Origin of the sequence: Tepidiphilus succinatimandens, from assembly GCF_006503695.1 — a bacterium.
Classification (GTDB): Bacteria; Pseudomonadota; Gammaproteobacteria; order Burkholderiales; family Rhodocyclaceae; genus Tepidiphilus; species Tepidiphilus succinatimandens.
The window spans coordinates 19,165-40,372 of sequence record NZ_SBIK01000012.1 but is presented as its reverse complement, the minus strand read 5'-3'; the positions used below and the strand labels follow the sequence as shown (position 1 = coordinate 40,372).

Sequence of the window (21,208 nt, the reverse complement as noted above, 5' to 3'; positions counted from 1 at the left end):
ATATAATCGATTCCTTTCTTCGGATCTCCATCTCGCGCGCTCATGCCGTTCTATGCCTTGGGTCTGAACCACCATTCGGCGCCGATCGCGATCCGGGAGCGGTTCGCGTTCGATCCGCAGCGCGTGGTGCCGGCCCTGCAGGAGCTGTGCGGCGGCGTGGCCGGCGTGTCGGAAGCCGCCATCCTCTCCACCTGCAACCGCACCGAACTCTACGTGGCGGCGCGCGAGGCGGAGCCGGTGGTGGCCTGGCTCACCGCCCGTCAGGGCACGCCGCTGCCGGAAGTGGCGCCGCACCTCTTCACCTATATCGACCAGGCGGCGGTGCGTCACGTTTTTCGCGTGGCGAGCGGCCTGGATTCCATGGTGCTGGGCGAGGCGCAGATCCTGGGGCAGTTCAAGGACGCGGTGCGGGCGGCGCAGGCGGCGGGCACCCTTGGCAAGCATCTGCACAAACTCTTCCAGCACACCTTGGCGGTGGCCAAGGAAGTGCGTTCGGGCACGGCGATCGGGGCGAACGTGGTCTCCATGGCCGCGGCGGCGGTCAAGCTCTCCGAGCGCGTCTTCGGGCCGGTATCGGAGCAGCGGGTGCTCTTCGTCGGCGCCGGCGAGATGATCGAATTGTGCGCGACGCACTTCGCCGCCGGCCGGCCCAGGCGGATGATGGTGGTCAACCGCACGCTCGCCCGGGCCGAGGCGATCGCCCAGCCGCTGGGCGCGGGGGTGGGGCGGCTCGAAGACCTGCCCGAGATCTTGCCCGAATTCGACACCGTCGTCTCGAGCACGGCCAGTCCCTTGCCGCTCATCGGCCTGGGGATGGTCGAGCGCGCCCTGAAAAAGCGCCGGCGCCGGCCCTTCGTGATGGTGGATCTGGCCGTGCCGCGCGACGTGGAGCCGGAGGTGGGTGAGCTCGACGACGTCTTCCTCTATACGGTGGACGACCTGGCGCAGATCGTGCAGGCGGGGCTTGCCTCGCGGCAGCAGGCGCTGGTGGCGGCGGAGCGCATCGTCGAGGAGCGGGTGGCCGAGTTCATGGCCTGGGTGCGCTCGCGCGAGATCGTGCCGTGGATCCGCCGCCTGCGCGAGCGGGCCGATGCGCTGCGCGAGGCGGAGCTGCAGCGGGCCTTGCGCCGTCTGCATGGAGGCGAATCGCCCGAGGCGGTGCTCATGGCCCTGAGCCATGGGCTGATGAACAAGTGGCTGCACGCGCCCACGCGCTTTTTGCAGGAGGCGGCCGAGCCCGAGCGCGAGGCGCTGCTCGCGGCCCTGCCGCGGCTCTTCGCGCTGGAAGAAGGCACGCCGCCGGCAAAAGATGGGGAGGAGGACGCGGCACAGGAAGAATCCCTGCCTTTGGCGGTGCCGCGGGGGGAACGGGGATGAGGGAACGTCTGCGCGAACGCTTGCGACGCATGGAGGAACGTCTGCAGGAGCTCGACCGGGCGCTGCTCGATCCGGCGGTGGCTTCCGATCCGCAGCAGCTGCGCCGGCTGGGGCAGGAGCGGGCGGAACTCGAACCGGTGGTGGCGCTGTGGCGCGGCCATCGGGCGCTGGAAGAGGAGCTGGCCGCCACCGAGGCCCTCATGGCCGATCCGGAGCTGCGCGCGCTCGCGGAAGAGGAGAAGGCGCGGTTGGCTGAGCGGCTGGCCGAGAGCGAGCATGCGCTCACCGAGGCGCTCACGCCGCGCGATCCGGAGGACGACCGGCCGGCCTTCCTCGAGATCCGCGCCGGGACGGGCGGCGAGGAGGCGGCGCTCTTCGCGGCGGACTTGCTGCGCATGTATCTGCGCTACGCCGAGCGCCGGGGCTGGCGCAGCGAGATCCTCTCGGCGAGCGAGTCCGACCTGGGAGGGTATCGCGAGGTGATCGTGCGGCTGGAGGGGCGGGGGGTCTATGGCCGGCTCAAGTTCGAGTCGGGCGTGCATCGGGTGCAGCGGGTGCCGGCCACCGAGAGCCAGGGGCGCATCCATACTTCGGCCTGCACGGTGGCGGTGCTGCCGGAGCCGGACGAGGAGGCGGTGGTGCGGCTCGATCCTGCCGAGCTGCGCATCGATACCTTCCGCGCGAGCGGCGCGGGCGGGCAGCACGTCAACCGGACCGATTCGGCGGTGCGCATCACGCACCTGCCCACGGGGCTCGTGGTCGAATGCCAGGACGACCGCTCGCAGCATCGCAACAAGGCGAAGGCCATGGCGGTGCTGGCGGCGCGGCTGGAGGCGCGGCAGCGGGACGAACAGGCCGCAGCGGTGGCTGCGGCAAGAAAGAGCCTGGTGGGCAGCGGCGATCGCTCCGAGCGCATCCGTACCTACAATTTCCCGCAGGGCAGGGTGACGGACCATCGCATCAATCTCACGCTCTACCAGCTCGATGCCGTGCTCGAGGGGGATCTGGATCCCCTCATCGAGCCGCTGCGCCTCGAATACGAGCAGGAGCGGCTGCGCGAGCTGGAAACGGAGGGCGAGGCATGAGCGCGGCTCCGTCGGCCCTGCCGCCCGAGGCGACGGTGGGCGAGGCGCTCGCCTGGGCGCGCGCCCGCATCGGGGCGCTGGAGGCGCGCGTCCTGCTGAGCTACGCCAGCAGCTGGAGTTCGACCAAGCTCACGGCGTGGCCGGAGCGCCCCTTGCCGCCGGAGGTGCTGCAGCGCTTCGTCGACTTGGTGGAGCGGCGCGCGGCGGGAGTGCCGGTGGCCTATCTCGTCAGGGAGCGGGAATTCTACGGGCGGCGCATTCGCGTCACGCCTTCGGTCTTGATCCCGCGGCCGGAGACCGAGACCTTGGTGGAGGTGGCGATCGCGCTCGCGCTCACCCTGCCGCCGGGGCATGCGCCGCGCATCCTGGATCTGGGCACCGGCAGCGGCTGCGTGGCCATCACCCTGGCGCTGGAGCTGCCGCAGGCGGAAGTGTTGGCGGTGGACGCCTTGCCCGAGGCGCTCGGCCTGGCGATGGGAAACGCCGCTCGCCTGAAAGCGAGCGTGTCGTTCATGGAGAGCGACTGGTTTTCCCGGATCGGCCCGGGCGAGACGTTCGACCTCATCGTCTCCAACCCTCCCTATCTCGCCCAGGACGATCCCCACCTCGAAGAGGGCGACCTGCGCTTCGAGCCGCGCCAGGCGCTGGTTGCCGGAGAAACCGGGCTGGAAGCGATCGCGGCGATCGTCTCCGAGGCGCCGCGCCACCTCGCCGAGGGCGGCTGGCTGCTGCTGGAGCACGGCTGGGATCAGGCGCAGCAGGTGCGGGGGCTGCTGCTCGATGCGGGCTTTCTCGAGGTGCAGAGCTGGAAGGATCTGGCCGGGCACGAGCGGGTGAGCGGAGGGCGGCGACGGAAGCGAGGGTAGTGACGTAGGGGAAAACAAAAAGGCCTGCCGCAGGGGCAGGCCTTTCGATTGGTTGCGGGGGCAGGATTTGAACCTGCGACCTCCGGGTTATGAGCCCGACGAGCTACCGGACTGCTCTACCCCGCGATCGATTTGCACATTATAGCCGGTTCCCGGGCGGAGTCAAGCATTTTTTGTGCACTGCGAAGATTGCGCGGCGCGCGCTTCCGGGGAGGGGCAAGGGGCGTCGTATAATGCGACGCCATGGTTGCCCGTTTCTTCGTTCCCGATCTCGTGCCCGAGGCTGGCGCGCAGGTGCCGCTGCCGCCTGCCGCGGCCCATCATGCCCTGCGCGTGCTGCGGCTGCGTGCGGGCGAGCCGGTGGTGGTATTCGATGGGCGCGGCGGCGAGTGGCGGGGCGTGCTGGAGGCTGCCGGAGGCGATGCGGCGCGGGTGCGGCTCGAAACCTTCGATCCGGTCTCGCGGGAATTGCCGTTTTCGGTGACGGTGGGGCAGGCGCTGCTGCCGGCCGAGCGCATGGACTGGGCGATCCAGAAAGCGGTGGAACTGGGGGCGGCGCGCATCGTGCCGCTCCTGACGGCGCGCACCCAGACGGGGGGAGCGCTCGAACGGGGGGCGCGCAAGCAGGCGCATTGGCAACAGGTGGCAGTGGCCGCGGCGCAGCAGTGCGGCCGCACGGCGGTGCCGGAAGTGACGCTGCCGCGACGCTGGCGGGACTGGATCGAGGAAGCGCGGGGAGCGCGCCCCGAGGCTTGCCTTTGGCTGCTCGCGCCGGGGGGCGTTGCGCTTTCCCGTCTGCCGGCGCCCGAGCGCAGCGTGACCGTGATCGTCGGGCCCGAAGGCGGCTGGAGCGAAGAGGAGCTGGACGAGGCCGGACGGCTCGGCATCGAGCGCATCGGCCTGGGGCCGCGGGTCCTGCGCAGCGAGACGGCTGCAGCCGCGGCCTTGGCGATGATGCAGGCCCTGTGGGGGGAGCGCTGATGTTCGAGAACGTGGAATTGGGTCATCGCCTCGACAAGGAGACGTATCGCGAGCGCTCGGAAGCCGTGCGCCTGCAGTTGCTCGATCTGGAATACCGCCTGGTGCAGGAGCGCTCCTTCGCCACGCTGATCCTCATCAACGGGGTCGACAAGGCGGGCAAGGGCGAGACGATGAACCTGCTCAATTCATGGCTCGATCCGCGGCACCTCGACAGCCACGCGATCGACCGCCCGAGTTCCGAGGAGGAAGAGCGGCCCTACATGTGGCGTTTCTGGCGCCGCTTGCCGCCGCGCGGGCGCATCGGGGTCTTCTTCGACAACTGGTACGCCGACATCATCGAGTCCCGGGCGACCGGGCGCAGCAAGCGCAGCGCCTTCGAAGCCGCGCTCGAGCGGGTGCGCCGCTTCGAGGAAATGATGACGGCCGAGGGCGTGCTGCTGCTGAAACTGTGGTTTCACATTTCTGCCAAGGAATTGAAACGCCGCCTGGAGAAACTTTCTAAGGACGAGCGCACCAGCTGGCGGGTGCGGGAGTCGGACTGGCGCTATCTCGAACACTACGATGAATATGTACAGACGGCTGCCGCCGCCATCCGGCACACGAGCACCGGCGTGGTGCCGTGGGTGCTGGTCGATGGGGCCGACGACCGCTACCGGGCGGTGTTCGTGGGCGAGACGCTCGCCGGCGCCTGGCAGCGCAAGTTCGAGGCCGTCGAGCGCGGCGAGAGGGGCGCGCCGCCCCTCGTCCTTGTGCCGGATCTCGAAGAGCGTCCCAACGCCGTGAGCGCACTCACGCTCCAGCAGCCGATGGGAAAGAGGGCGTACGAGCGTCGGCTGGAGGAGCTGCAGGGACGGCTCGATGCCTTGGTGCGCGACGCGCGTTTCGCCAAGCGCAGCTTGGTCGTGGTCTTCGAGGGAATGGATGCGGCCGGCAAGGGAGGAGCGATCCGGCGCGTGACGGCGGCGCTGGACGTGCGGCGCTATCAGGTGGTTCCGATCGCCGCCCCCACCGACGAGGAGCTCGCCCAGCCTTATCTGTGGCGCTTCTGGCGCAGGATGCCGGGGCACGGCCGGGTGGTGATCTTCGACCGTTCCTGGTATGGGCGCGTGCTGGTCGAGCGGGTCGAGGGGCTGTGCGCGCCGGCCGACTGGATGCGGGCCTATGCCGAAATCAACGATTTCGAGGAGCAGCTGATCGAAAACGGGACCGTGGTGGTGAAATTCTGGCTGGCGATCGACTCCGAGGAGCAATTGCGGCGCTTTCGCGAGCGCGAGCAGGATCCTCTCAAGCGCTACAAGATCACGCCGGAGGATTGGCGCAACCGTGAGAAGTGGCCGCAGTACGAATTGGCGGTGGGCGACATGATCGAGCGCACGAGCACCGAGATCGCACCGTGGACGCTGGTCGAGGCGAACAACAAATACTATGCGCGGGTCAAGGTGCTGCACACCTTGTGCGAGCGTCTGGAGGCGTCGTTGTGAAAGGGGGTAGGGAAATGGACGGGCACAGGCAGCAGGCGGGGCGCAGCGGGCTGCCCGAAGAGCGCATTCCCGAGGTTTCTCCGCCCGTGTCGCTGCAAGACGGTTCGGCTGCGGCTTTCGTCGGCTGGATGCGCCACTCCGCCCCTTACATCCACGCCTTTGGCGGCAAGACCTTCGTGATCGCCTTCGACGGCGAGGTGGCGCAGGGCGAGCGCATGCAGCGGCTCGCCTACGATTGCAACCTGCTCGCGGCGCTGGGCATTCGCCTGGTGCTGGTGCACGGTGCCCGGCCGCAGATCGACGCGGAGATGGCGCGCCGCGGCCTGACGCCGGTGTTCCACAAGGGGATGCGGGTGACCGATGCGGCTGCGCTCGAGTGCGTCAAGGCGGCGATGATGGTCACCCGCGTCGAGATCGAGGCCAAGCTCTCGCAAGGCTTGCCCAACACGCCCATGGCGGGCAGCTACATGCGGGTGACGGGGGGAAATTTCATCACCGCCCGGCCGTTGGGGGTGATCGACGGGGTGGACTTTCAATACACGGGGGCGGTGCGACGGGTGATCGCCGAGGAGATCGTCGCCGACCTGGAGCAGGAGAACGTCGTCCTCATCACGCCGCTCGCGCCTTCGCCTTCGGGCGAGATCTTCAACATCACGATGGAGGAAGTCGCCACCGAGGTAGCGGTGGCGATCGGCGCGGAGAAACTCGTCTTCCTGTGCGATGCGCCGGGGCTATTGGACGCGCAGGGCAAGCTCGTCTCCTCCGTGACGGCGGATGCGGCCGCCCGGGCGCTCGCCGAGGGGAGCGGGCTCACGGAGGATTTGCACCTCTACCTGCCGCATGCGCTCGAGGCGGTCCGCCGTGGCGTGGGGCGGGCGCATCTCATCGACCGCGATCTCGACGGCGGCCTCTTGCTCGAATTCTTCACCCATGCCGGCGTGGGAACGCTGGTGACGCGCGATCCGATCTTCCGCTTCCGCGACGCGCGGCCCGAGGACGTGCCGGCGCTCATCGCGCTCATCGCGCCGATGGAGGCCGACGGCACCCTCGTGCGCCGTGACCGTGAGCTGCTGGAAAAGGAGATCGAGCGTTTCTTGCTCGTGGAGTACGACGGCGTGGTGGTGGGTTCCGCCGCCATTTATCCGTTCAGCGAGGAACGGGCGGCGGAGTTGGCGTGCCTGGCGGTAGCCCCGGAGTTCCGCCGCGCGGGGATCGGGGAGGAGCTGCTGCACCGGATCGAGGCGCGCGCTCGGGCGATGGGGCTGGAGCGGCTCTACGTGCTCACCACCCGCACGGCGCATTGGTTCCTCGAGCGGGGTTTTCGCGAGGTGGGGCCCGAGGCCCTGCCGCGGCGCAAGCGCGAGCTCTACAACTATCAGCGCCGCTCGAAAGTGTTCGTCAAAGAATTGATCTGAACCGTGGAGAAAGGAGTATCGATGGCAAGGACCGTGTTTTGCGTGAAACTGGGACGAGAGGCCGAGGGGCTGGAGCGGCCGCCGCTGCCGGGAGCGCTGGGCAAGCGCATCTTCGAGAACGTCTCCAAGCAGGCGTGGCAGGAGTGGCTACGCTATCAGACGATGCTCATCAACGAGAATCGCCTCAACCTGATGGAGCCGTCGGCGCGCAAATACCTGCAGGAGCAGATGGAGCGCTATTTCTTCGGCGAGGGAGCCGACGAGATCGCCGGCTACGTGCCGCCGGATCGATAGGCGATCACTGGGGGGGCTGCGGTTTCGCTTCGGGGGTGTAGCGGATGTCGCGCCCCTCGACGAGATAGACCACCTGCTCGATCACGTTCTTGGCATGATCGCCCACGCGTTCGAGAGACTTGGCGACGAAGACGAGCTCCAGCGAATGCGAGATCGTGCGCGGGTCTTCCATCATGTAGGTGATGAGCTCGCGCAGGATTCCCTTGAACATCGCATCCACCGTGCGATCGTCGGCGAGGATTTCCTGGGCCTGGCTGTCGTCGAGCCGGGCATAGGCGTCGAGCGAGGCATGCAGCATGGCCAGCGTCGTGCGCGTGATGAGCTCGAGCTCGATTGCAGGGGTGAAGGCGGGCGCGGCCTGATAGAGACGGATGCCGCTCTTGGCGATCTTCTTCGCCTCGTCGCCGATGCGTTCGAGGTCCTTGCTGATCTGCAGCGAGGACATGACCAGGCGCAGGTCGGCGGCCGCCGGGGCGTTGCGCACGATGAGCTGGACGCTTTGCTCGAAGACGCGCCGGTCTTCCTCGTTGATCGAGCGCTCCGTCTGCAGCACTTCGTCGAAGAGCGCCTGATCGCCTTTGCGCACACCCTCGACGGCTTTCTCGACCTGGCGCTCGACGGCGCGGCCCATTTCGAGCACGGTCTGGCGCAGCTGGTTGAGCTCGCGGTCGTAAGGGCGGAACGTGTGTTCTTCCATCGTCTTCATAGCTTTCCTCGCGGCGGTGCAGACATTATGGTGGGACGACGTTACCGTTTCGTGACGGCGCGTTCGCGCCGCTGCACGCCCTCGCCGGTGCCAAGCAGCAGCACGTCGGCACGCCGGTGGGCGAAGATGCCGTTGGTGACCACGCCGGGGAGGTCGTTGAGCGCGCTCTCGAGCGCATCCGGGTCGTCGATGACGAGGCCGTGCACGTCGAGGATGGCGTTGCCGTTGTCGGTGACGAAACCGAGGCGACGGCGCGGCTCGCCCCCTAACTCGCGCAGCCGGCGGGAGACGAGCCGCTCGGCCATGGGGATGACTTCGAGGGGCAAGGGGAATCGCCCCAGGCGCTCGACGAGCTTGCGCTCGTCGCAGATGCACACGAAGCGCTCGGCCATGGCGGCGACGATCTTCTCGCGGGTGAGCGCACCGCCGCCGCCCTTGATCATGGCGAAGGCGGGGTCGATCTCGTCGGCGCCGTCGACGTAGAGCGGCACCGTATCGAGCTCGGTGGCGTCGAGCACGGGAATGCCGTAGCGGCGCAGCCGCTCGGTGCTGGCTTCCGAGCTGGAGACGGCCCCGCGGATGCGCTTGCCACTTTGCACCAGGGCGTCGATGAAGAAGTTCACGGTGGAGCCGGTGCCGACCCCGAGGAAGATGTCCTCGGGGACTTCGGCCACGGCGGCCACCGCCGCCAGGCGCTTCAATTCGTCGGCGTGGGTCAGGGCCATCAGCGCAGGCTCGCGGCGTAGTCGGCGAGCGCCGAGATCTCGGTGTCGGTGAGCTTGTTGGCGATCTGGCGCATCATCTGCTCGGGATCGTTGGCGCGCTGCTGCTCGCGGAAGGCCTTGAGCTGCACGACGACGTAGTCGGGGGTCTGGCCGGCGAGCCGGGGATACATGATGGGGATGCCCGCGCCGTTGTTGCCATGGCAGCCGGAGCAGGCGGGCACCGCCTTGTCGGGGATGCCGTAGTGCCAGATCTTCTGGCCGAGGGCGAGGGTTTCCTGGGCCTTGGGTTCGGCCGGGACCTGTTTCTGCTGGGCGAAATATTGAGCCAGCCCGAGCATTTCTTCCTTGGAATACGCCATGACCATCGCGTTCATCGTGGCGTTTTCGCGGGCGATGGGCTTGTCGTCCCAGGCTTTGAAGTCGACGAGCTGCTTGTAGAGGTATTCGGGGTGCTGCCCGGCGAGCTTGGGGTATTCGGGCATGAGCGGGGTGTTGCCGTCGGGCCCGTGGCAGGAGGCGCACACGGTGGTGGCGATTTCCTGCGCGTGAGCGGGGTCGACGGGTTCGGCGGCGTAGACCAGGCCGGAAGCGGCGAGCGCGGTGAGCACGATGGTACGCTTGATCATGGGAATCCTCGACGCGATGGGTGAGAATGTGCAAATTTTGCTATTCTATCGCATCTCCCCGTTTTGCGCAGGCCCGCCTGTCGCCTCTTTCCCATGCCTCTTTTCCGCCATGCCGAGTTCGTCACCTCCATTGCCAAGCCCGCGGGGCTGCCGGCAGCCAAAGGGCCGGAGATCGCCTTCGTCGGACGCTCCAACGCCGGCAAATCCAGCGCGATCAATGCCTTGGTCGGGCACACGCGGCTGGCTTACGTCTCGAAGACGCCGGGGCGGACGCAGTTGCTCAACCTCTTTCGCACGCCGGCGGGGCTCTATCTGGTGGATCTGCCGGGATTCGGCTACGCCAAGGTGCCCGAGGCGATCCGTCGCGGTTGGGCGGAGCTGATCGAGCGTTATCTGCGCGAGCGCGAGGCGCTCGTCGGCCTCATCCACATCATGGACGTGCGCCATCCGCTCACGGCGCTCGACCGGCAGCTGCTCGACTGGTTCCTTCCCAGCGGCAAGCCGGTGCATATCCTCCTCTCGAAAGCCGACAAGCTCTCGCGCGGGGCGCGGGCGGCGACCGTGGTCCAGGTGCGCCGCGCTTTGGCCGCATGGGAGGGGCAGGTGACGGTGCAGGCGTTTTCGGCCCTCAGCAAGCTGGGAGTGGAGGAGGCCGAGGCGGTGGTGCAGGGGTGGTTGGCGGGCGTTCTGCCCGAAACGGCATGAAAACGCCGAGATGCGAAAAAAATGGCCCGAACGCAGGGGGAGGTTCGGGCCATGAACCCGGCGGTATCGCCGGGGTCCCGCTCAACAGGAAGGCTTTGCGGCGGCGCAGGCAGATGGAGCAGAGTTACTTTCATAGAAGGCTTGCACGGGCGAAAGTTCCCGCCGGCGCGGGAATGCCGACAAGGAGCGAATGATGCAGTTTTTCGGTAGGTTTCCCACGACGCGGATGCGTCGCATGCGGGCGTAACGCCGCATTCAGACGCCCCAAGCCATCCCTCATTGTTAGTGCTCCAATGATCACTTCGAGCCTGGGATGCGAGATATGGCGATTCCTGCATCTGATCGATTTGTTGCCTGTTGCGCAACAGGCTAAAATGGACCATGATCAAATCGTTCCGCCACAAAGGCCTGCGCAGATTCTTCGAGACAGGCAGTACCTCGGGCATCCAGGCCAGTCATGCCAAGCGCCTGCGGATGTTGCTCGTCGCTTTGGAGACGGCGCAGACGATCGACGACATGGACATCCCGGGCTTTCGTCTGCATCCGCTCAAAGGCGATTTGGACGGACGCTGGTCGGTTACCGTGAGCGGCAACTGGCGGATGACCTTCGAGTTCCGTGACGGGAACGCGTATGTTGTGGATTACGAGGACTATCACTGATGACCATGCATAACCCCCCTCATCCCGGCGAATTCATCATCGAGGTCTATCTGCAGCCCTATGGCATCAGCGCCCGCGAGCTGGCGCGTCGGCTCGATGTCGCGCCCTCCACCTTGAGCAGAATCCTCAAGGGCAGAAGCAGGGTAACGCCGGACATGGCGCTTCGGCTATCGAAAGTGCTTGGGCGTAGCCCCGAGAGCTGGCTTGCCATGCAAGATGCCCACGATCTCTGGGTTGCTCGCCAGCACACGAATCTCGAACGCGTCAGTAAACTCGAGTTGGTTATGGCCTGACGCGGGCAGGTGGGGGAATATCTTTCTCCACACCCTTTCTCTCAATCTTGACGCCCCCGCGTCTCCCTCGTCTCGCTCGCCGATGCACCGCGGGATCGCATCGCCGCCGCTACAATGAGCCGCACGGCCATGCCCCGATACAGCTACAATAGGCGGCGACATGAACGCCCGCCACGACGCCAACTACAAGCATCTCTTTTCCTCTCCCAAGGTGGTGCGCCACCTCGTCGAGGGGTTTCTGCCCGAAGAGCGTGGTCGCCGCCCATCTGGCTCAAGCGCCAGCAGCGCCCGCGGGATCTGGCCCGAATGGGTGCAGGCACGTTTGCGCATGGCAAACGCTGACGAGATCGACACCTGGCTCGACCGCGTGCTCGATGCGCAGCGGCTGGAAGAAGTGTTCGCAGAAAATCTTTCTGATCTGGGAAAACGCTGACAAGGAGCGAATGATGCAGTTTTTCGGTAGGTTTCCCACGACGCGGATGCGTCGCATGCGGCGCGACGAGTTTTCCCGGCGCTTGATGCGCGAGCACGTGCTCACGGCAGACGATCTGATCCTGCCGGTGTTCGTGCTCGATGGCGAAAACCGCGAGGAGGCGGTGCCTTCCATGCCGGGGGTGAAGCGCCTGTCGATCGACCGCTTGCTCTCGCTTGCCGAAGAGGCGGTCGGGCTGGGTATTCCGGCGCTTGCCCTCTTTCCTGTGATTCCGCCGAGCCTCAAAACTCCGGGTGCGGAGGAGGCGTGGAATCCGGCGGGTCTGGTGCCGCGGGCGGTGCGGGCGCTGAAACAGCGCTTTCCTCAGCTCGGTGTGATCACCGACGTGGCGCTCGACCCCTACACGAGCCACGGGCAGGATGGGTTGATCGCGCCGGACGATCCGCGCGGCTACGTGATGAACGACGAGACGGTGGCCGCCCTCGTGCGTCAGGCGTTGTGTCACGCGCACGCCGGCGCCGACATGGTGGCGCCCTCCGACATGATGGACGGGCGCATCGGCGAGATTCGCCGCGCGCTCGACGAGCAGGGGCTCATCCACGTGCGCATCCTCGCCTATTCGGCGAAATACGCTTCGGCCTTCTACGGGCCGTTTCGCGATGCCGTGGGCTCGGCGGCCAATCTCGGCAAGGGCAGCAAGGCGACCTACCAGATGGATCCGGCCAACAGCGACGAGGCGCTGCGCGAGGTGGCGCTCGATCTCGACGAGGGGGCCGATGCGGTGATGGTCAAGCCGGGCATGCCGTATCTCGACGTGATCCGGCGGGTCAAGGAGACCTTCGGCGTGCCGACGCTCGCCTATCAGGTGAGCGGCGAGTACGCCATGCTCAAGGCGGCTTTCGGCCACGGCTGGCTCGACGAGCAGGCGGCGATGATGGAGTCGCTGCTTGCCTTCAAGCGCGCCGGGGCCGATGCCATCCTCACCTATTTCGCGCTCGAGGCGGCGCGGCTGCTCGCGCGGCGCTGAGGCGGGCGTCGCTCAGGGGCGGCGGTGCAGGCGAATCACCGCGCGCCCGTCGGGCAGCGTCTTGGGCGCTTCTTTCCAGGCGTGTCCAAAGACGAGCTCGACGGTGATGGGAATCGTGCCGTCGGCCTCGCGCCGCGCTTCCAGCGCCGCGAGTGCCCGCTGCCAGCGCTCCTTGCCGGTGAGGGTGTGGCGGCGGTCGCGGCGCGCGTTCGTCGCGCCACTCGCGCGCAGATCCTGCCACAGGCGCGCCGGGTCGCGGTAGCGCAGGGTGAGCATCTGCATGTCCATCACCGGATCGGAAAAGCCGGCGGCCACGAGCAGGTCGCCTACGTCGTGCATGTCGAGAAAGGAATGCACCGCGGTGGGGCCGAGCGCTTCGCGCAGCTCGCGCAGCGTGTCGGGGCCAACGGTGGAGAAGAACACGGTGCCGCCCACGGCGAGCACGCGCTGCCATTCTTTGAGAGCGAGGAGCGGTTCGGAGAGCCAATGCAGCAGCAGGTTGGACCAGAGGAAGTCGACGCTGCCCGTGGCCAGCGGCAGGGCGTGGGCATCGGCTACGAGGGTCTTTGCCGGGTCGCGGCGCACGAGCCGGGCAAGCCAGGAGGATGGGGGGGCGAGGTGCGCGAGCCGCGCCGGGGCGAAGTCGACGGCGATGGCCTCGGCTTGGGGATAGCGCGCGCGTAGCGCCGGCAGGTCGTGCCCGCCGCCCACGTCGAGCAGGCGCCGCGGCGCGATGCGCAGGTAGTCGAGGCGCTCGAACAGGCGCTGGGCCGTTTCCTCGGCAAGGAAACGATTGGAAGGGTAGGCCGCGGCCGTGCGCTCGGCGCGGCGGCGGATCAGGGCGGGGTCGAGGTCGGGGCCGAAGGCGGTGGAGGTGTCGGGCATGTCGTCGGAGGGGAAATGAATCTGCCGGATTTTACGCCGCTCGTCGATTTTTTCCTGCCCTCGCGTTGCGGCCTGTGTGGCCTGGGGGCGACGGTGCGGGGTCTGTGCGCGTCCTGCCGTGGCGAATTTCTGCCGTGGCGGCAGGAAGAGGCGTGCCGGCGCTGCGGCGATCGTCTCACGCCCGCAGAATGCGAAGGAATCTGCGCCCAATGCGCGCTGAAACCGCCGCGCTTCGAAGCCGTTTCGGCGGGATTCTGGTATGAGCCGCCGCTCGATGCGCTCATCCACCGCTTCAAGTACGGTGCCGACCTGCGTCTGGGCCGGGCGCTCGCGCTGGCGATGGCGCAGACGATGCTTCCGCCGCTGGCGATCGACGTCCTGCTGCCGGTACCGCTCGCGCCCCGGCGCCAGCGCTCGCGGGGATTCAACCAGGCGGCGGTGCTCACCCGTGATTTGGGCGCGGCGTGGCGCCTGCCGGTTCTACTCGACGCGGTGCAGCGCCGGCGCGAGACGCCGCACCAGGCCCGTCTGCATGCTTCGGCGCGGCGCGAGAACCTGCGCGGCGCTTTCGCCGTGGAGCGGGCGCGGGCGATTGCCGGGCGCCGGGTGGGCGTGGTTGACGACGTGCTCACCACCGGGGCGACGTTGAACGCGTTGGCGGAGGTCTTGCTGGAATCCGGAGCGGCTGCGGTCCAGGGAATCGTGCTGGCGCGGGCGGCTTCGCCCGTTCGTCTGACGGGGTGACGGGAATGTTCGAGATCGTCCTTTTCCAGCCGGAGATTGCGCCCAACACCGGCAACGTGATCCGGCTGGCGGCCAACACCGGGGCGCGGCTGCATCTGGTGCGGCCGCTGGGATTCGTGCTCGAAGACAAGGGACTGCGCCGCGCGGGGCTCGATTATCACGATCTTGCCCAGGTGATGGTGCACGAGGATTGGGCGGCGTGCCGCGCCTGGCTGGGTACGCGGCGCCGTTTCCTGCTGACGAGCAAAGGCGTGCGCCCCTACGCGGACGTGGCGTTCGCAGCGGGAGACGTCTTCGTCTTCGGCTCCGAGACGCGCGGCGTGCCGTCCGAGGTGGCGGAAGGATTCGCCGAGGCTTCGCGGTTGCGCATTCCCATGCTGCCGGGTAACCGCAGCCTCAACCTGTCGAACGCGGTCGCGCTCGTCGTCTACGAGGCCTGGCGGCAGCAGGGGTTTGCCGGCGGGGGATGAAACGGGCGCTCAGGGGCGCTCGAACTTCGGGTCGCGCGCGAGCAGCGCCTCCACCACCGCCTCGGCGGCGAGATCCGGCTCGAAGAGCAGGCGATGGACGGCTTCGGCGATGGGCATTTCGATGCCGTGGCGCCGGGCGAGCGCCACCGCCGCGCGGGTGGTGGGCACGCCCTCGGCGACGTGCCCCAGTTCGGTGAGGATCTCGGCCAGCGGCTTGCCCGTGGCGCGCATGAGCCCCACGCGGCGGTTGCGCGAGAGCTGTCCAGTCGTGGTGAGGATGAGATCGCCCATCCCTGCCAGTCCCATGAGGGTTTCGTCGCGCCCGCCGAGCGCCCGGGCAAGCCGCGCGATCTCGGCTAGCCCCCGGGTGATCAGGGCGGCGCGGGCGTTGAGCCCGCAGCCCAGGCCGTCGGCCACGCCTGCGGCGATGGCGATGACGTTCTTGAGCGCTCCGCCCACCTCGGCGCCGACCACGTCGTCGTGGGCGTAGAGGCGCAGCCGGGGCTGGTGCAGCTGTTCGACCCAGTGCTTGGCCCAGTGGGCGTCGGCGGCGGCGAGCACCAGGGCGGTGGGGAGGTTGCGTGCCACTTCCAGGGCGAAGCTGGGGCCGGTGAGCACGCCTGCCCGGGGCGGCAGCAAGGTCTCGGGCCATGCTTCGGTGACGATGCGGTGCGGCAGCGCCAGGCGCTCGGGGTCGATCCCCTTGCAGGCCCACAGAAAAGGGAGGTTGGGGCGCTCGCGCGCGAGCGCCGCGACGGTGGCTCCGAGCCCCGCGAGCGGCGTGACGATCAGGGCGAGGTCCGCCCCGGCGAGCGCCTCGGGGAAATCCGCCGTGACGGCGACGTCCTCGGGCAGCGGAACTTCCGGCAGATAGCGGCGATTGCAGCGTTCGTGCGTGATCTGCTGGGCCTGCGCTGGATCGCGGCACCACAGGCGTACGCGGTGGCGGCGCGCCATGGCGATGGCGAGCGCCGTGCCCCAGGCTCCGGCACCGAGCACGGCGAGCTGCATCACAGCCCCCAGACGGCGCTGCGAGGGATGAAGCCTCGCAGCGGGCCGGCGGCGACTTCGGCCCAGCCGTCGCTCGTACCCAGCAGCGCCAGGACGACGTTGCGCTCGACCTCGCAGACGATGGCCGCTGCGGGATCGGGTGCCGAGCGGATTTCGGCACGGTCGACGATGACGATCACCGTGCGCAGATCGTCGAGATTGGCGGCAGGCACCCAGTACAACCCGCCTTCGGCGTCCCGGATCTGCGCCCATTCTCCCCGGTTCTGGATCCATTCCACCGGCGTGCCGGGTAGCAGCGAAAAAACGGGTACCGGCTCGCCGGGTGCGAGATAGGCCGGCGTGAGGGCGGTGACGTGACGATACGTCGCCCCTTCGGCATGGGTGGGGACGGGCGCCACGAAGATCAACGCGGCGGCCAGCCAGGCAAACGCCCGGCTGGGTCCTGTGCCGAGAAGCCCCCCGCCCCGCCGTTTCATCCCGGGCTCACTGCAGGCGCGCTTCGCCCTCGCCGCTCTGGGCGAGTTCGGCTTGGCGCTTCTGCTGCGCGTAGAGCGCTTCGAAATTGACCGGCGCGAGGATCACCGGCTGGAATCCGGCGCGCAGCGACGAGGAGGTGATGGCCTCGCGCGCATAGGGGTAGAGCAGATTGGGGCAGGCGACGAAGAGCAGCGGTTCGAGGTTCTCTTCCGGCACGTTGCGGATCTGGAAGATGCCGGCCTGCGCCGCTTCGATGAGAAAGAGCGTTTTGTCCTGGCCGATCTTGGCGGTGACGGTCACGGTGAGCGTGACGTCGAAGAAGCCCTCGTCGAGGCGCGTGGCAGCGGTGGCCAGTTGGACGTCGATGTTGGGCGTCTCGCGCTCGAGAAAGCATTGCGGCGCGTTGGGGACCTCGATCGAGAGGTCGCGCACGTAGAGTTTTTCCACGCTGAAGATCGGCTGGTCGGAGGTTTGCGTACCGTTGGTGTCGCTCATGGCAGGGTTCCGTAAGAAGGATCAATGGGAAGAGGATGCGCCTTGCAACAGTGCGTCGAGCTTGCCCTGGCGTTCGAGCTCGTAGAGATCGTCGCAGCCGCCGACGTGGGTCTCGCCGATGAAGATCTGCGGCACGGTGCGCCGACCGGTGAGGCGCATCATTTCGTCTCGTTGCGCCGGGTCGCGGTCGATCAGGATCTTTTCGATCTCGGTCACGCCCTTGCGCCGCAGGAGTTGTTCGGCCCGGACGCAGTAGGGGCAGACCTGGGTGGCGTACATGCGCACTTTGGGGGATGGGCTCATTTCTTCTTCCTCGAGGATTCGCTCTCGAGCGGCAGATTGGCCTTGCGCCAGGCATCGATGCCGCCGGCGAGCGTGTAGGCGTGGGGGAAACCCGCGGCGCGCAGCTTCTTGCAGGCGGTGGCCGAACGCGCGCCGCTGTCACAGTAGAGAATGAGATGGCGCGAGCGCATCTGCTCGATGCGATGGTCTTCCAGGAGGCGCTCGGCGGGGACGTGGAGGGCGTTGGGCAGGTGCGCCTTACGGTAGTCGGCTTCGCTGCGGATGTCGACGAAGACGGCATCTTCGCGGTTGACCATGACGACGGCCTGGGTCGGCGTGACGCGGCTGTCGTCGGTGGCACTGCGCACCGTCTCGACGATCCACCACAGGCCGCTTGCCACGGCGAGCAAGGCCCAGTGCCAGTTTTGCACGAGAAATTCCTGCAACATTGCCTCCTTTCGCGACGGGATGGAACGGCGCACGTGCGGCGGCTGCGATAAAATGCTCGGCTCGATCGTGGTGTGCAGCTGCCGTCGCCCGAGCGCCGATCGAGGTGTCCAATCATATCAGAGGATGATCATGTACAAGATCGTGCTGTTGCGTCATGGCGAATCCACCTGGAACAAGGAGAACCGCTTCACCGGCTGGACCGACGTCGATCTCACGGAGAAAGGCGTCGAAGAGGCGCGCGCGGCCGGGCGGCTGCTGCGCGAGCGGGGGTTTTCCTTCGATCGGGCGTTTACCTCGGTGCTGAAACGGGCGAACAAGACGCTCAACCTCGTGCTCGAAGAGCTCGATCAGCTGTGGCTTCCGGTGGAGCATTCCTGGCGCCTCAACGAGCGCCACTACGGCGCGCTGCAGGGGCTGGACAAGGCCGAGACGGCGGCCAAATACGGCGACGAGCAGGTGCTGCTGTGGCGCCGCTCTTACGATGTTCCTCCGCCGCCGTTGCCCGAGGGTGATCCGCGCATCACCGCCGACGATCCGCGCTACTGGGATCTGCCCAAGGCCGAGTTTCCCCGCACCGAATGCCTCAAGGATACGGTGGCGCGCTTCGTTCCTTACTGGCAGACGGTGATCGTGCCGCGCATTCTCGCCGGGGAGCGTATCCTCATCGCGGCGCATGGCAACAGCCTGCGTGCGCTCATCAAATACCTCGACGAGGTGTCGGATCAGGACATCGTCGGGCTCAACATTCCCACCGCCCAGCCGCTCGTCTATGAGCTGGACGAGAGCTGCCGGCCGCTCAAGAGCTATTACCTCGCCGACGAGGAGACGATCAAGGCGCAGCAGGCGGCCGTGGCGGCGCAAGGGCGCGCGAAAAAGTGAACCGAATGCATCGGACGGCGCACCGATGATCGGGCGCAGACTGGCCGTTTCAGTAGGGTTCATTCTGCTGGCCGCGGCCGTCGTGCCCGCCCATCCGGCCGGGGCGCCGCAGGGAGAGGGGCTCGGGGAGAAACGCTCCGAGCTGCAGAACCTGCAGCGCGAGATGCAGCGCATCGACCGTGAAGTGCGCCAGACCGAGTCGCGCCGTCGGGAGACCGAGGCGAAGCTGCAGGAGGCCGAACGGGCGGCCAACGCCTCGGCACGCAAGCTGGAGCGGCTGCGCGCGGAAGAAGAGGCCCTGTCGGCGCGTATCGCCGAGAACGAGGCGACGCTGGCGGAGCTGGAACGCTCGATCGCCCGGCATCAAGAAGAGGTGGCCGCGTGGGCGCGGGAGTATTACCGCCGCCAGCGACCGCTCGATCCGATTTTCTCCAGCGAAGATCCGGCCGAGGCAGGGCGACGGGCGCACTATCTGGAGCTTCTCGCCGCCGATCGGGCCCGGCGCATCGCCGCCTTGCGCGAGCAGCAGTCCCGCGCGGCGGCGCTGCGCACGGAGCTCAAGCGCCGTCAGGAGCGTCTGGTGCAGGTGAGGGAAGAGGCGGCGCAGGAAGCGGACCGTTGGCAGGCCCTGGCACAACAGCGGCGGCAGCTGCGCGAGGAGTTGGCGCAACAGCTCCAGGCGGCGAAAGATCGCAAGCGCGAGATCGAGGCGGATGCCGCGGCGCTCACGCAGCTGGTGCGTCGGCTGGAAGCCCAGGAACGGGCACGACGCGAGGAAGAGGCGCGGCAGGAGCGCCTGCGGCGGGAGGAAGAAGCAAGACGCGAGCGTGAGCGGCGCGAAGCGGCGCGGCGCGCGGCGCTACAGGCCAAGCGCGAGGCGAGCAGTGCGTCTCCGGCTGAATCTTCGGCATCGCCGCCATCGCCGAAGCCCCCGGAAGACGAGGCTCCTTCCCGCCCGGCGCGGCGCCTCGCCGATGCATCGGCCGCCGGAACCCCCCTTTCCGGGCTGCACGGCCGTCTGGGCTGGCCGGTGCAGGGCAATCTTCAGGGGCGCTTCGGTGCGTCCCGCCCCGAAGGAGGGACGTGGCGCGGGGTGTTCATCGCCGCCGGGGCGGGACAGCCGGTACGGGCGGTGGCCGACGGCGTGGTCGCCTACGCCGACTGGCTGCGCGGTTATGGTAATCTGATCATCCTCGATCACGGGGGCGGCTATCTCACCGTCTATGCCAATGCGGACTCCCTGTTGCGCGAGCCGCAGCAGCGGGTGCGGGCCGGAGAGACGATCGCCACCACAGGGACGAGCGGCAACATGGGCCGCTCGGGGTTATACTTTGAAATCAGGCACAATGGCGAGCCGCTCGATCCCCTGCGATGGATCGGCGGCTGACACAATCTCGGGGTGATGCGAATGCGGCGCTGGATCAGTCGGGTTTCCTTGTTGGTGGTCGCGGTGGTGGGCGGCGTCCTGCTCACGCTCAATCTGTCGGCCTGGGCCGAGCGCAACGCCTCGCCCGCCTTGCCGCTCGAGGATCTGCGGGCGTTCGCCGAGGTCTACGACGCAGTCAAGAAGGGCTACGTCGAGCCGGTGGAGGATCAAAAGCTCATCACCGAAGCCATTCGCGGCATGGTGAGCGGCCTCGATCCGCATTCGGCCTATCTCGACCCCGAAGAATATCAGGAGCTGCAGGTCGGCACCCAGGGAGAATTCGGCGGCCTGGGCATCGAGGTCGGCATGGAAGACGGTTTCGTCAAGGTCGTCTCGCCGATCGAGGATACCCCGGCCTTTCGTGCCGGCATCAAGGCGGGCGATCTGATCGTGAAAATCGACGAGACGCCGGTCAAGGGCATGAGCCTGCGCGATGCGGTCAAGCGCATGCGCGGTAAACCCGGCACCAAGGTGAAACTCACCATCGTGCGCAAGGAGGTCGACAAGCCCATCGTGCTCACGCTCACGCGCGAGGTGATCACCGTGCGCAGCGTCAAGAGCAAGCGCGACGAGGGCATCGCTTACGTGCGCGTGACGCAGTTCCAGGAAAACACCGGTCCCATGCTCGTCGATCATCTGCGCAAGCTGCGCCAGGATGGGGCGCTGCAGGGCGTGATCCTCGACCTGCGCAACGATCCGGGCGGCCTGCTCAATGCGGCGATCGGCGTGTCCGGCGCCTTCCTGCCCGACGACGCCCTGGTGGTGAAAACCTCCGGCCGCCTGCCGGACTCGCAGCGTGAATACCGTGTGCGCCCGTCCGATTATCTGCGCGGACCCCGCGAGCGCGACTATCTCGCCGACCTGCCGCCGGAGTACCGCTCCGTGCCGATGGTGGTGCTGGTCAATGGCGGATCCGCGTCGGCTTCCGAGATCGTGGCGGGTGCCTTGCAGGATCATGGCCGGGCCAAGATCATGGGAACGCGCTCGTTCGGCAAGGGCTCGGTGCAGACCATCCTGCCGCTCAACAACGGCGCGGCGCTCAAGCTCACCACGGCGCTCTACTACACGCCCAGCGGCCGCTCCATTCAAGCCAAGGGGATCGAACCGGACTTCGTCGTCGAAGAAACCGAGAAAGGGGCGGCGCGCTTCCTGCGCGAGGCCGACTTGCAGCAGCACCTCGAACTCGACGGCAAAGGTGTCAAACGGGCGGGGTCCGGCGAGACGGCGACCGGTGAGGACAAGGAGGAGGCGCCGGCCGAAGAGCCCGACATGCCGCCGAAATTCGAGTACGGTTCGGCCGAAGACCGGCAATATCAGGCAGCCTTGAAGTGGCTGCGCGAAGGGGTGGCGCCGCCTGCGCCGCCGGCCGAGACCTCCGCCCTCGGTCAGGCTCCGAAAGCGGCGAAACGCTGACC

General features: G+C 67.7%; 26 protein-coding genes and 1 tRNA gene. 17 read left to right on the top strand and 10 right to left on the bottom strand.

The window, feature by feature from the left end; genetic code table 11:
• Positions 1 to 42: 42 nt before the first annotated feature.
• Genes hemA through prmC form a run of 3 tightly spaced genes read left to right on the top strand, consistent with a single transcriptional unit; the run spans position 43 to position 3,328 of the window.
• Positions 43 to 1,377 (top strand): glutamyl-tRNA reductase, encoded by a 1,335-nt coding sequence (gene hemA / locus EPD82_RS08350; protein WP_072247949.1) that lies wholly within the window; start codon positions 43 to 45, stop codon positions 1,375 to 1,377.
• Positions 1,374 to 2,462, top strand: coding sequence for a peptide chain release factor 1 (gene prfA / locus EPD82_RS08345; protein WP_141056390.1), 1,089 nt, complete (start codon positions 1,374 to 1,376; stop codon positions 2,460 to 2,462). The genes hemA and prfA overlap by 4 nt, the downstream gene beginning before the upstream one ends.
• Positions 2,459 to 3,328 (top strand): peptide chain release factor N(5)-glutamine methyltransferase, encoded by an 870-nt coding sequence (gene prmC, locus EPD82_RS08340; RefSeq protein WP_141056389.1) that lies wholly within the window; start codon positions 2,459 to 2,461, stop codon positions 3,326 to 3,328. Before prfA ends, prmC begins: the two co-directional genes overlap by 4 nt.
• 49 nt (positions 3,329 to 3,377) lie before the next feature.
• Here prmC and EPD82_RS08335 read toward each other — a convergent pair.
• A tRNA-Met gene (locus tag EPD82_RS08335) sits at positions 3,378 to 3,454 on the bottom strand.
• 117 nt (positions 3,455 to 3,571) lie between these two features.
• On the opposite strand from EPD82_RS08335, the gene EPD82_RS08330 reads away from it, so the two are divergent.
• The 4 genes from EPD82_RS08330 to EPD82_RS08315 are packed head-to-tail and all read left to right on the top strand — an operon-like array spanning position 3,572 to position 7,499.
• Entirely contained in the window at positions 3,572 to 4,309 is a 738-nt protein-coding gene (locus EPD82_RS08330; RefSeq protein WP_141056388.1) for a 16S rRNA (uracil(1498)-N(3))-methyltransferase, read from the top strand.
• Positions 4,309 to 5,790 (top strand): polyphosphate:AMP phosphotransferase, encoded by a 1,482-nt coding sequence (gene pap / locus EPD82_RS08325; RefSeq protein WP_141056387.1) that lies wholly within the window; start codon positions 4,309 to 4,311, stop codon positions 5,788 to 5,790. The genes EPD82_RS08330 and pap overlap by 1 nt, the downstream gene beginning before the upstream one ends.
• 14 nt (positions 5,791 to 5,804) lie before the next feature.
• Positions 5,805 to 7,205: an amino-acid N-acetyltransferase gene (gene argA / locus EPD82_RS08320; RefSeq protein WP_141056386.1), complete on the top strand. Its 1,401-nt coding sequence runs from the start codon at positions 5,805 to 5,807 to the stop codon at positions 7,203 to 7,205.
• Between the two features lie 21 nt (positions 7,206 to 7,226).
• Positions 7,227 to 7,499 carry an oxidative damage protection protein gene (locus EPD82_RS08315; RefSeq protein ID WP_141056385.1) on the top strand — a complete coding sequence of 91 codons (273 nt, stop codon included), beginning with the start codon at positions 7,227 to 7,229 and terminating at the stop codon, positions 7,497 to 7,499.
• A 4-nt stretch (positions 7,500 to 7,503) separates the two neighbouring features.
• Here EPD82_RS08315 and phoU read toward each other — a convergent pair whose 3' ends face one another.
• From phoU to EPD82_RS08300, 3 genes are read right to left on the bottom strand one after another with little or no spacing between them, the layout of a single operon-like run.
• Complete coding sequence (gene phoU, locus EPD82_RS08310; protein ID WP_206202249.1) at positions 7,504 to 8,205, bottom strand: phosphate signaling complex protein PhoU; 702 nt, start codon at positions 8,203 to 8,205, stop codon at positions 7,504 to 7,506.
• A gap of 41 nt (positions 8,206 to 8,246) precedes the next feature.
• On the bottom strand, positions 8,247 to 8,930 hold the full coding sequence (rpiA, locus tag EPD82_RS08305; protein WP_141056384.1) for a ribose-5-phosphate isomerase RpiA: 684 nt from the start codon (positions 8,928 to 8,930) through the stop codon (positions 8,247 to 8,249).
• Positions 8,930 to 9,556, bottom strand: coding sequence for a c-type cytochrome (locus EPD82_RS08300; RefSeq protein ID WP_055423779.1), 627 nt, complete (start codon positions 9,554 to 9,556; stop codon positions 8,930 to 8,932). The genes rpiA and EPD82_RS08300 overlap by 1 nt, the downstream gene beginning before the upstream one ends.
• 93 nt (positions 9,557 to 9,649) lie before the next feature.
• Between EPD82_RS08300 and yihA the strand changes: the two genes are divergently transcribed.
• The 5 genes from yihA to hemB all read left to right on the top strand — a co-directional run bounded on the left by yihA (position 9,650) and on the right by hemB (position 12,674).
• Positions 9,650 to 10,261: a ribosome biogenesis GTP-binding protein YihA/YsxC gene (gene yihA / locus EPD82_RS08295; protein WP_055423780.1), complete on the top strand. Its 612-nt coding sequence runs from the start codon at positions 9,650 to 9,652 to the stop codon at positions 10,259 to 10,261.
• 381 nt (positions 10,262 to 10,642) lie between these two features.
• Positions 10,643 to 10,921 (top strand): type II toxin-antitoxin system RelE/ParE family toxin, encoded by a 279-nt coding sequence (locus EPD82_RS08290; protein ID WP_055423781.1) that lies wholly within the window; start codon positions 10,643 to 10,645, stop codon positions 10,919 to 10,921.
• The gene (locus EPD82_RS08285; RefSeq protein WP_055423782.1) at positions 10,921 to 11,214 is read left to right on the top strand and encodes a HigA family addiction module antitoxin; all 294 of its coding nucleotides are present in this window, start codon (positions 10,921 to 10,923) and stop codon (positions 11,212 to 11,214) included. Before EPD82_RS08290 ends, EPD82_RS08285 begins: the two co-directional genes overlap by 1 nt.
• A gap of 160 nt (positions 11,215 to 11,374) precedes the next feature.
• Positions 11,375 to 11,647: a hypothetical protein gene (locus tag EPD82_RS08280; RefSeq protein WP_141056383.1), complete on the top strand. Its 273-nt coding sequence runs from the start codon at positions 11,375 to 11,377 to the stop codon at positions 11,645 to 11,647.
• Between the two features lie 13 nt (positions 11,648 to 11,660).
• Complete coding sequence (hemB, locus tag EPD82_RS08275) at positions 11,661 to 12,674, top strand: porphobilinogen synthase (protein WP_055423850.1); 1,014 nt, start codon at positions 11,661 to 11,663, stop codon at positions 12,672 to 12,674.
• A gap of 12 nt (positions 12,675 to 12,686) precedes the next feature.
• Here the strand turns inward: hemB and EPD82_RS08270 are convergent, their stop codons facing one another.
• Positions 12,687 to 13,559 (bottom strand): methyltransferase domain-containing protein, encoded by an 873-nt coding sequence (locus tag EPD82_RS08270; RefSeq protein WP_055423784.1) that lies wholly within the window; start codon positions 13,557 to 13,559, stop codon positions 12,687 to 12,689.
• A 15-nt stretch (positions 13,560 to 13,574) separates the two neighbouring features.
• Here EPD82_RS08270 and EPD82_RS08265 point away from each other — a divergent pair, with 15 nt between their 5' ends.
• Entirely contained in the window at positions 13,575 to 14,303 is a 729-nt protein-coding gene (locus tag EPD82_RS08265) for a ComF family protein (protein WP_055423785.1), read from the top strand.
• A 5-nt stretch (positions 14,304 to 14,308) separates the two neighbouring features.
• Positions 14,309 to 14,773, top strand: a complete 465-nt coding sequence (locus EPD82_RS08260; protein ID WP_055423786.1) for a tRNA (cytidine(34)-2'-O)-methyltransferase — start codon at positions 14,309 to 14,311, stop codon at positions 14,771 to 14,773.
• Between the two features lie 9 nt (positions 14,774 to 14,782).
• Here EPD82_RS08260 and EPD82_RS08255 read toward each other — a convergent pair whose 3' ends face one another.
• Genes EPD82_RS08255 through EPD82_RS08235 form a run of 5 tightly spaced genes read right to left on the bottom strand, consistent with a single transcriptional unit; the run spans position 14,783 to position 17,487 of the window.
• Complete coding sequence (locus EPD82_RS08255; RefSeq protein ID WP_055423787.1) at positions 14,783 to 15,784, bottom strand: NAD(P)H-dependent glycerol-3-phosphate dehydrogenase; 1,002 nt, start codon at positions 15,782 to 15,784, stop codon at positions 14,783 to 14,785.
• Positions 15,784 to 16,260: an SH3 domain-containing protein gene (locus EPD82_RS08250; RefSeq protein WP_055423788.1), complete on the bottom strand. Its 477-nt coding sequence runs from the start codon at positions 16,258 to 16,260 to the stop codon at positions 15,784 to 15,786. The genes EPD82_RS08255 and EPD82_RS08250 overlap by 1 nt, the downstream gene beginning before the upstream one ends.
• A gap of 7 nt (positions 16,261 to 16,267) precedes the next feature.
• Entirely contained in the window at positions 16,268 to 16,756 is a 489-nt protein-coding gene (gene secB, locus EPD82_RS08245) for a protein-export chaperone SecB (RefSeq protein WP_055423789.1), read from the bottom strand.
• 21 nt (positions 16,757 to 16,777) lie between these two features.
• The gene (grxC, locus tag EPD82_RS08240) at positions 16,778 to 17,059 is read right to left on the bottom strand and encodes a glutaredoxin 3 (protein ID WP_072247950.1); all 282 of its coding nucleotides are present in this window, start codon (positions 17,057 to 17,059) and stop codon (positions 16,778 to 16,780) included.
• Positions 17,056 to 17,487 (bottom strand): rhodanese-like domain-containing protein, encoded by a 432-nt coding sequence (locus EPD82_RS08235; protein ID WP_055423791.1) that lies wholly within the window; start codon positions 17,485 to 17,487, stop codon positions 17,056 to 17,058. Before EPD82_RS08235 ends, grxC begins: the two co-directional genes overlap by 4 nt.
• 130 nt (positions 17,488 to 17,617) lie before the next feature.
• Between EPD82_RS08235 and gpmA the strand changes: the two genes are divergently transcribed.
• The 3 genes from gpmA to EPD82_RS08220 are packed head-to-tail and all read left to right on the top strand — an operon-like array spanning position 17,618 to position 21,206.
• Entirely contained in the window at positions 17,618 to 18,367 is a 750-nt protein-coding gene (gene gpmA / locus EPD82_RS08230) for a 2,3-diphosphoglycerate-dependent phosphoglycerate mutase (RefSeq protein WP_055423792.1), read from the top strand.
• Between the two features lie 25 nt (positions 18,368 to 18,392).
• A complete protein-coding gene (locus EPD82_RS08225) occupies positions 18,393 to 19,754 on the top strand; it encodes a murein hydrolase activator EnvC family protein (RefSeq protein WP_055423793.1) in 1,362 nt (453 codons plus the stop codon).
• A 21-nt stretch (positions 19,755 to 19,775) separates the two neighbouring features.
• Positions 19,776 to 21,206 carry a S41 family peptidase gene (locus EPD82_RS08220; protein WP_141056382.1) on the top strand — a complete coding sequence of 477 codons (1,431 nt, stop codon included), beginning with the start codon at positions 19,776 to 19,778 and terminating at the stop codon, positions 21,204 to 21,206.
• Positions 21,207 to 21,208 lie beyond the last annotated feature (2 nt).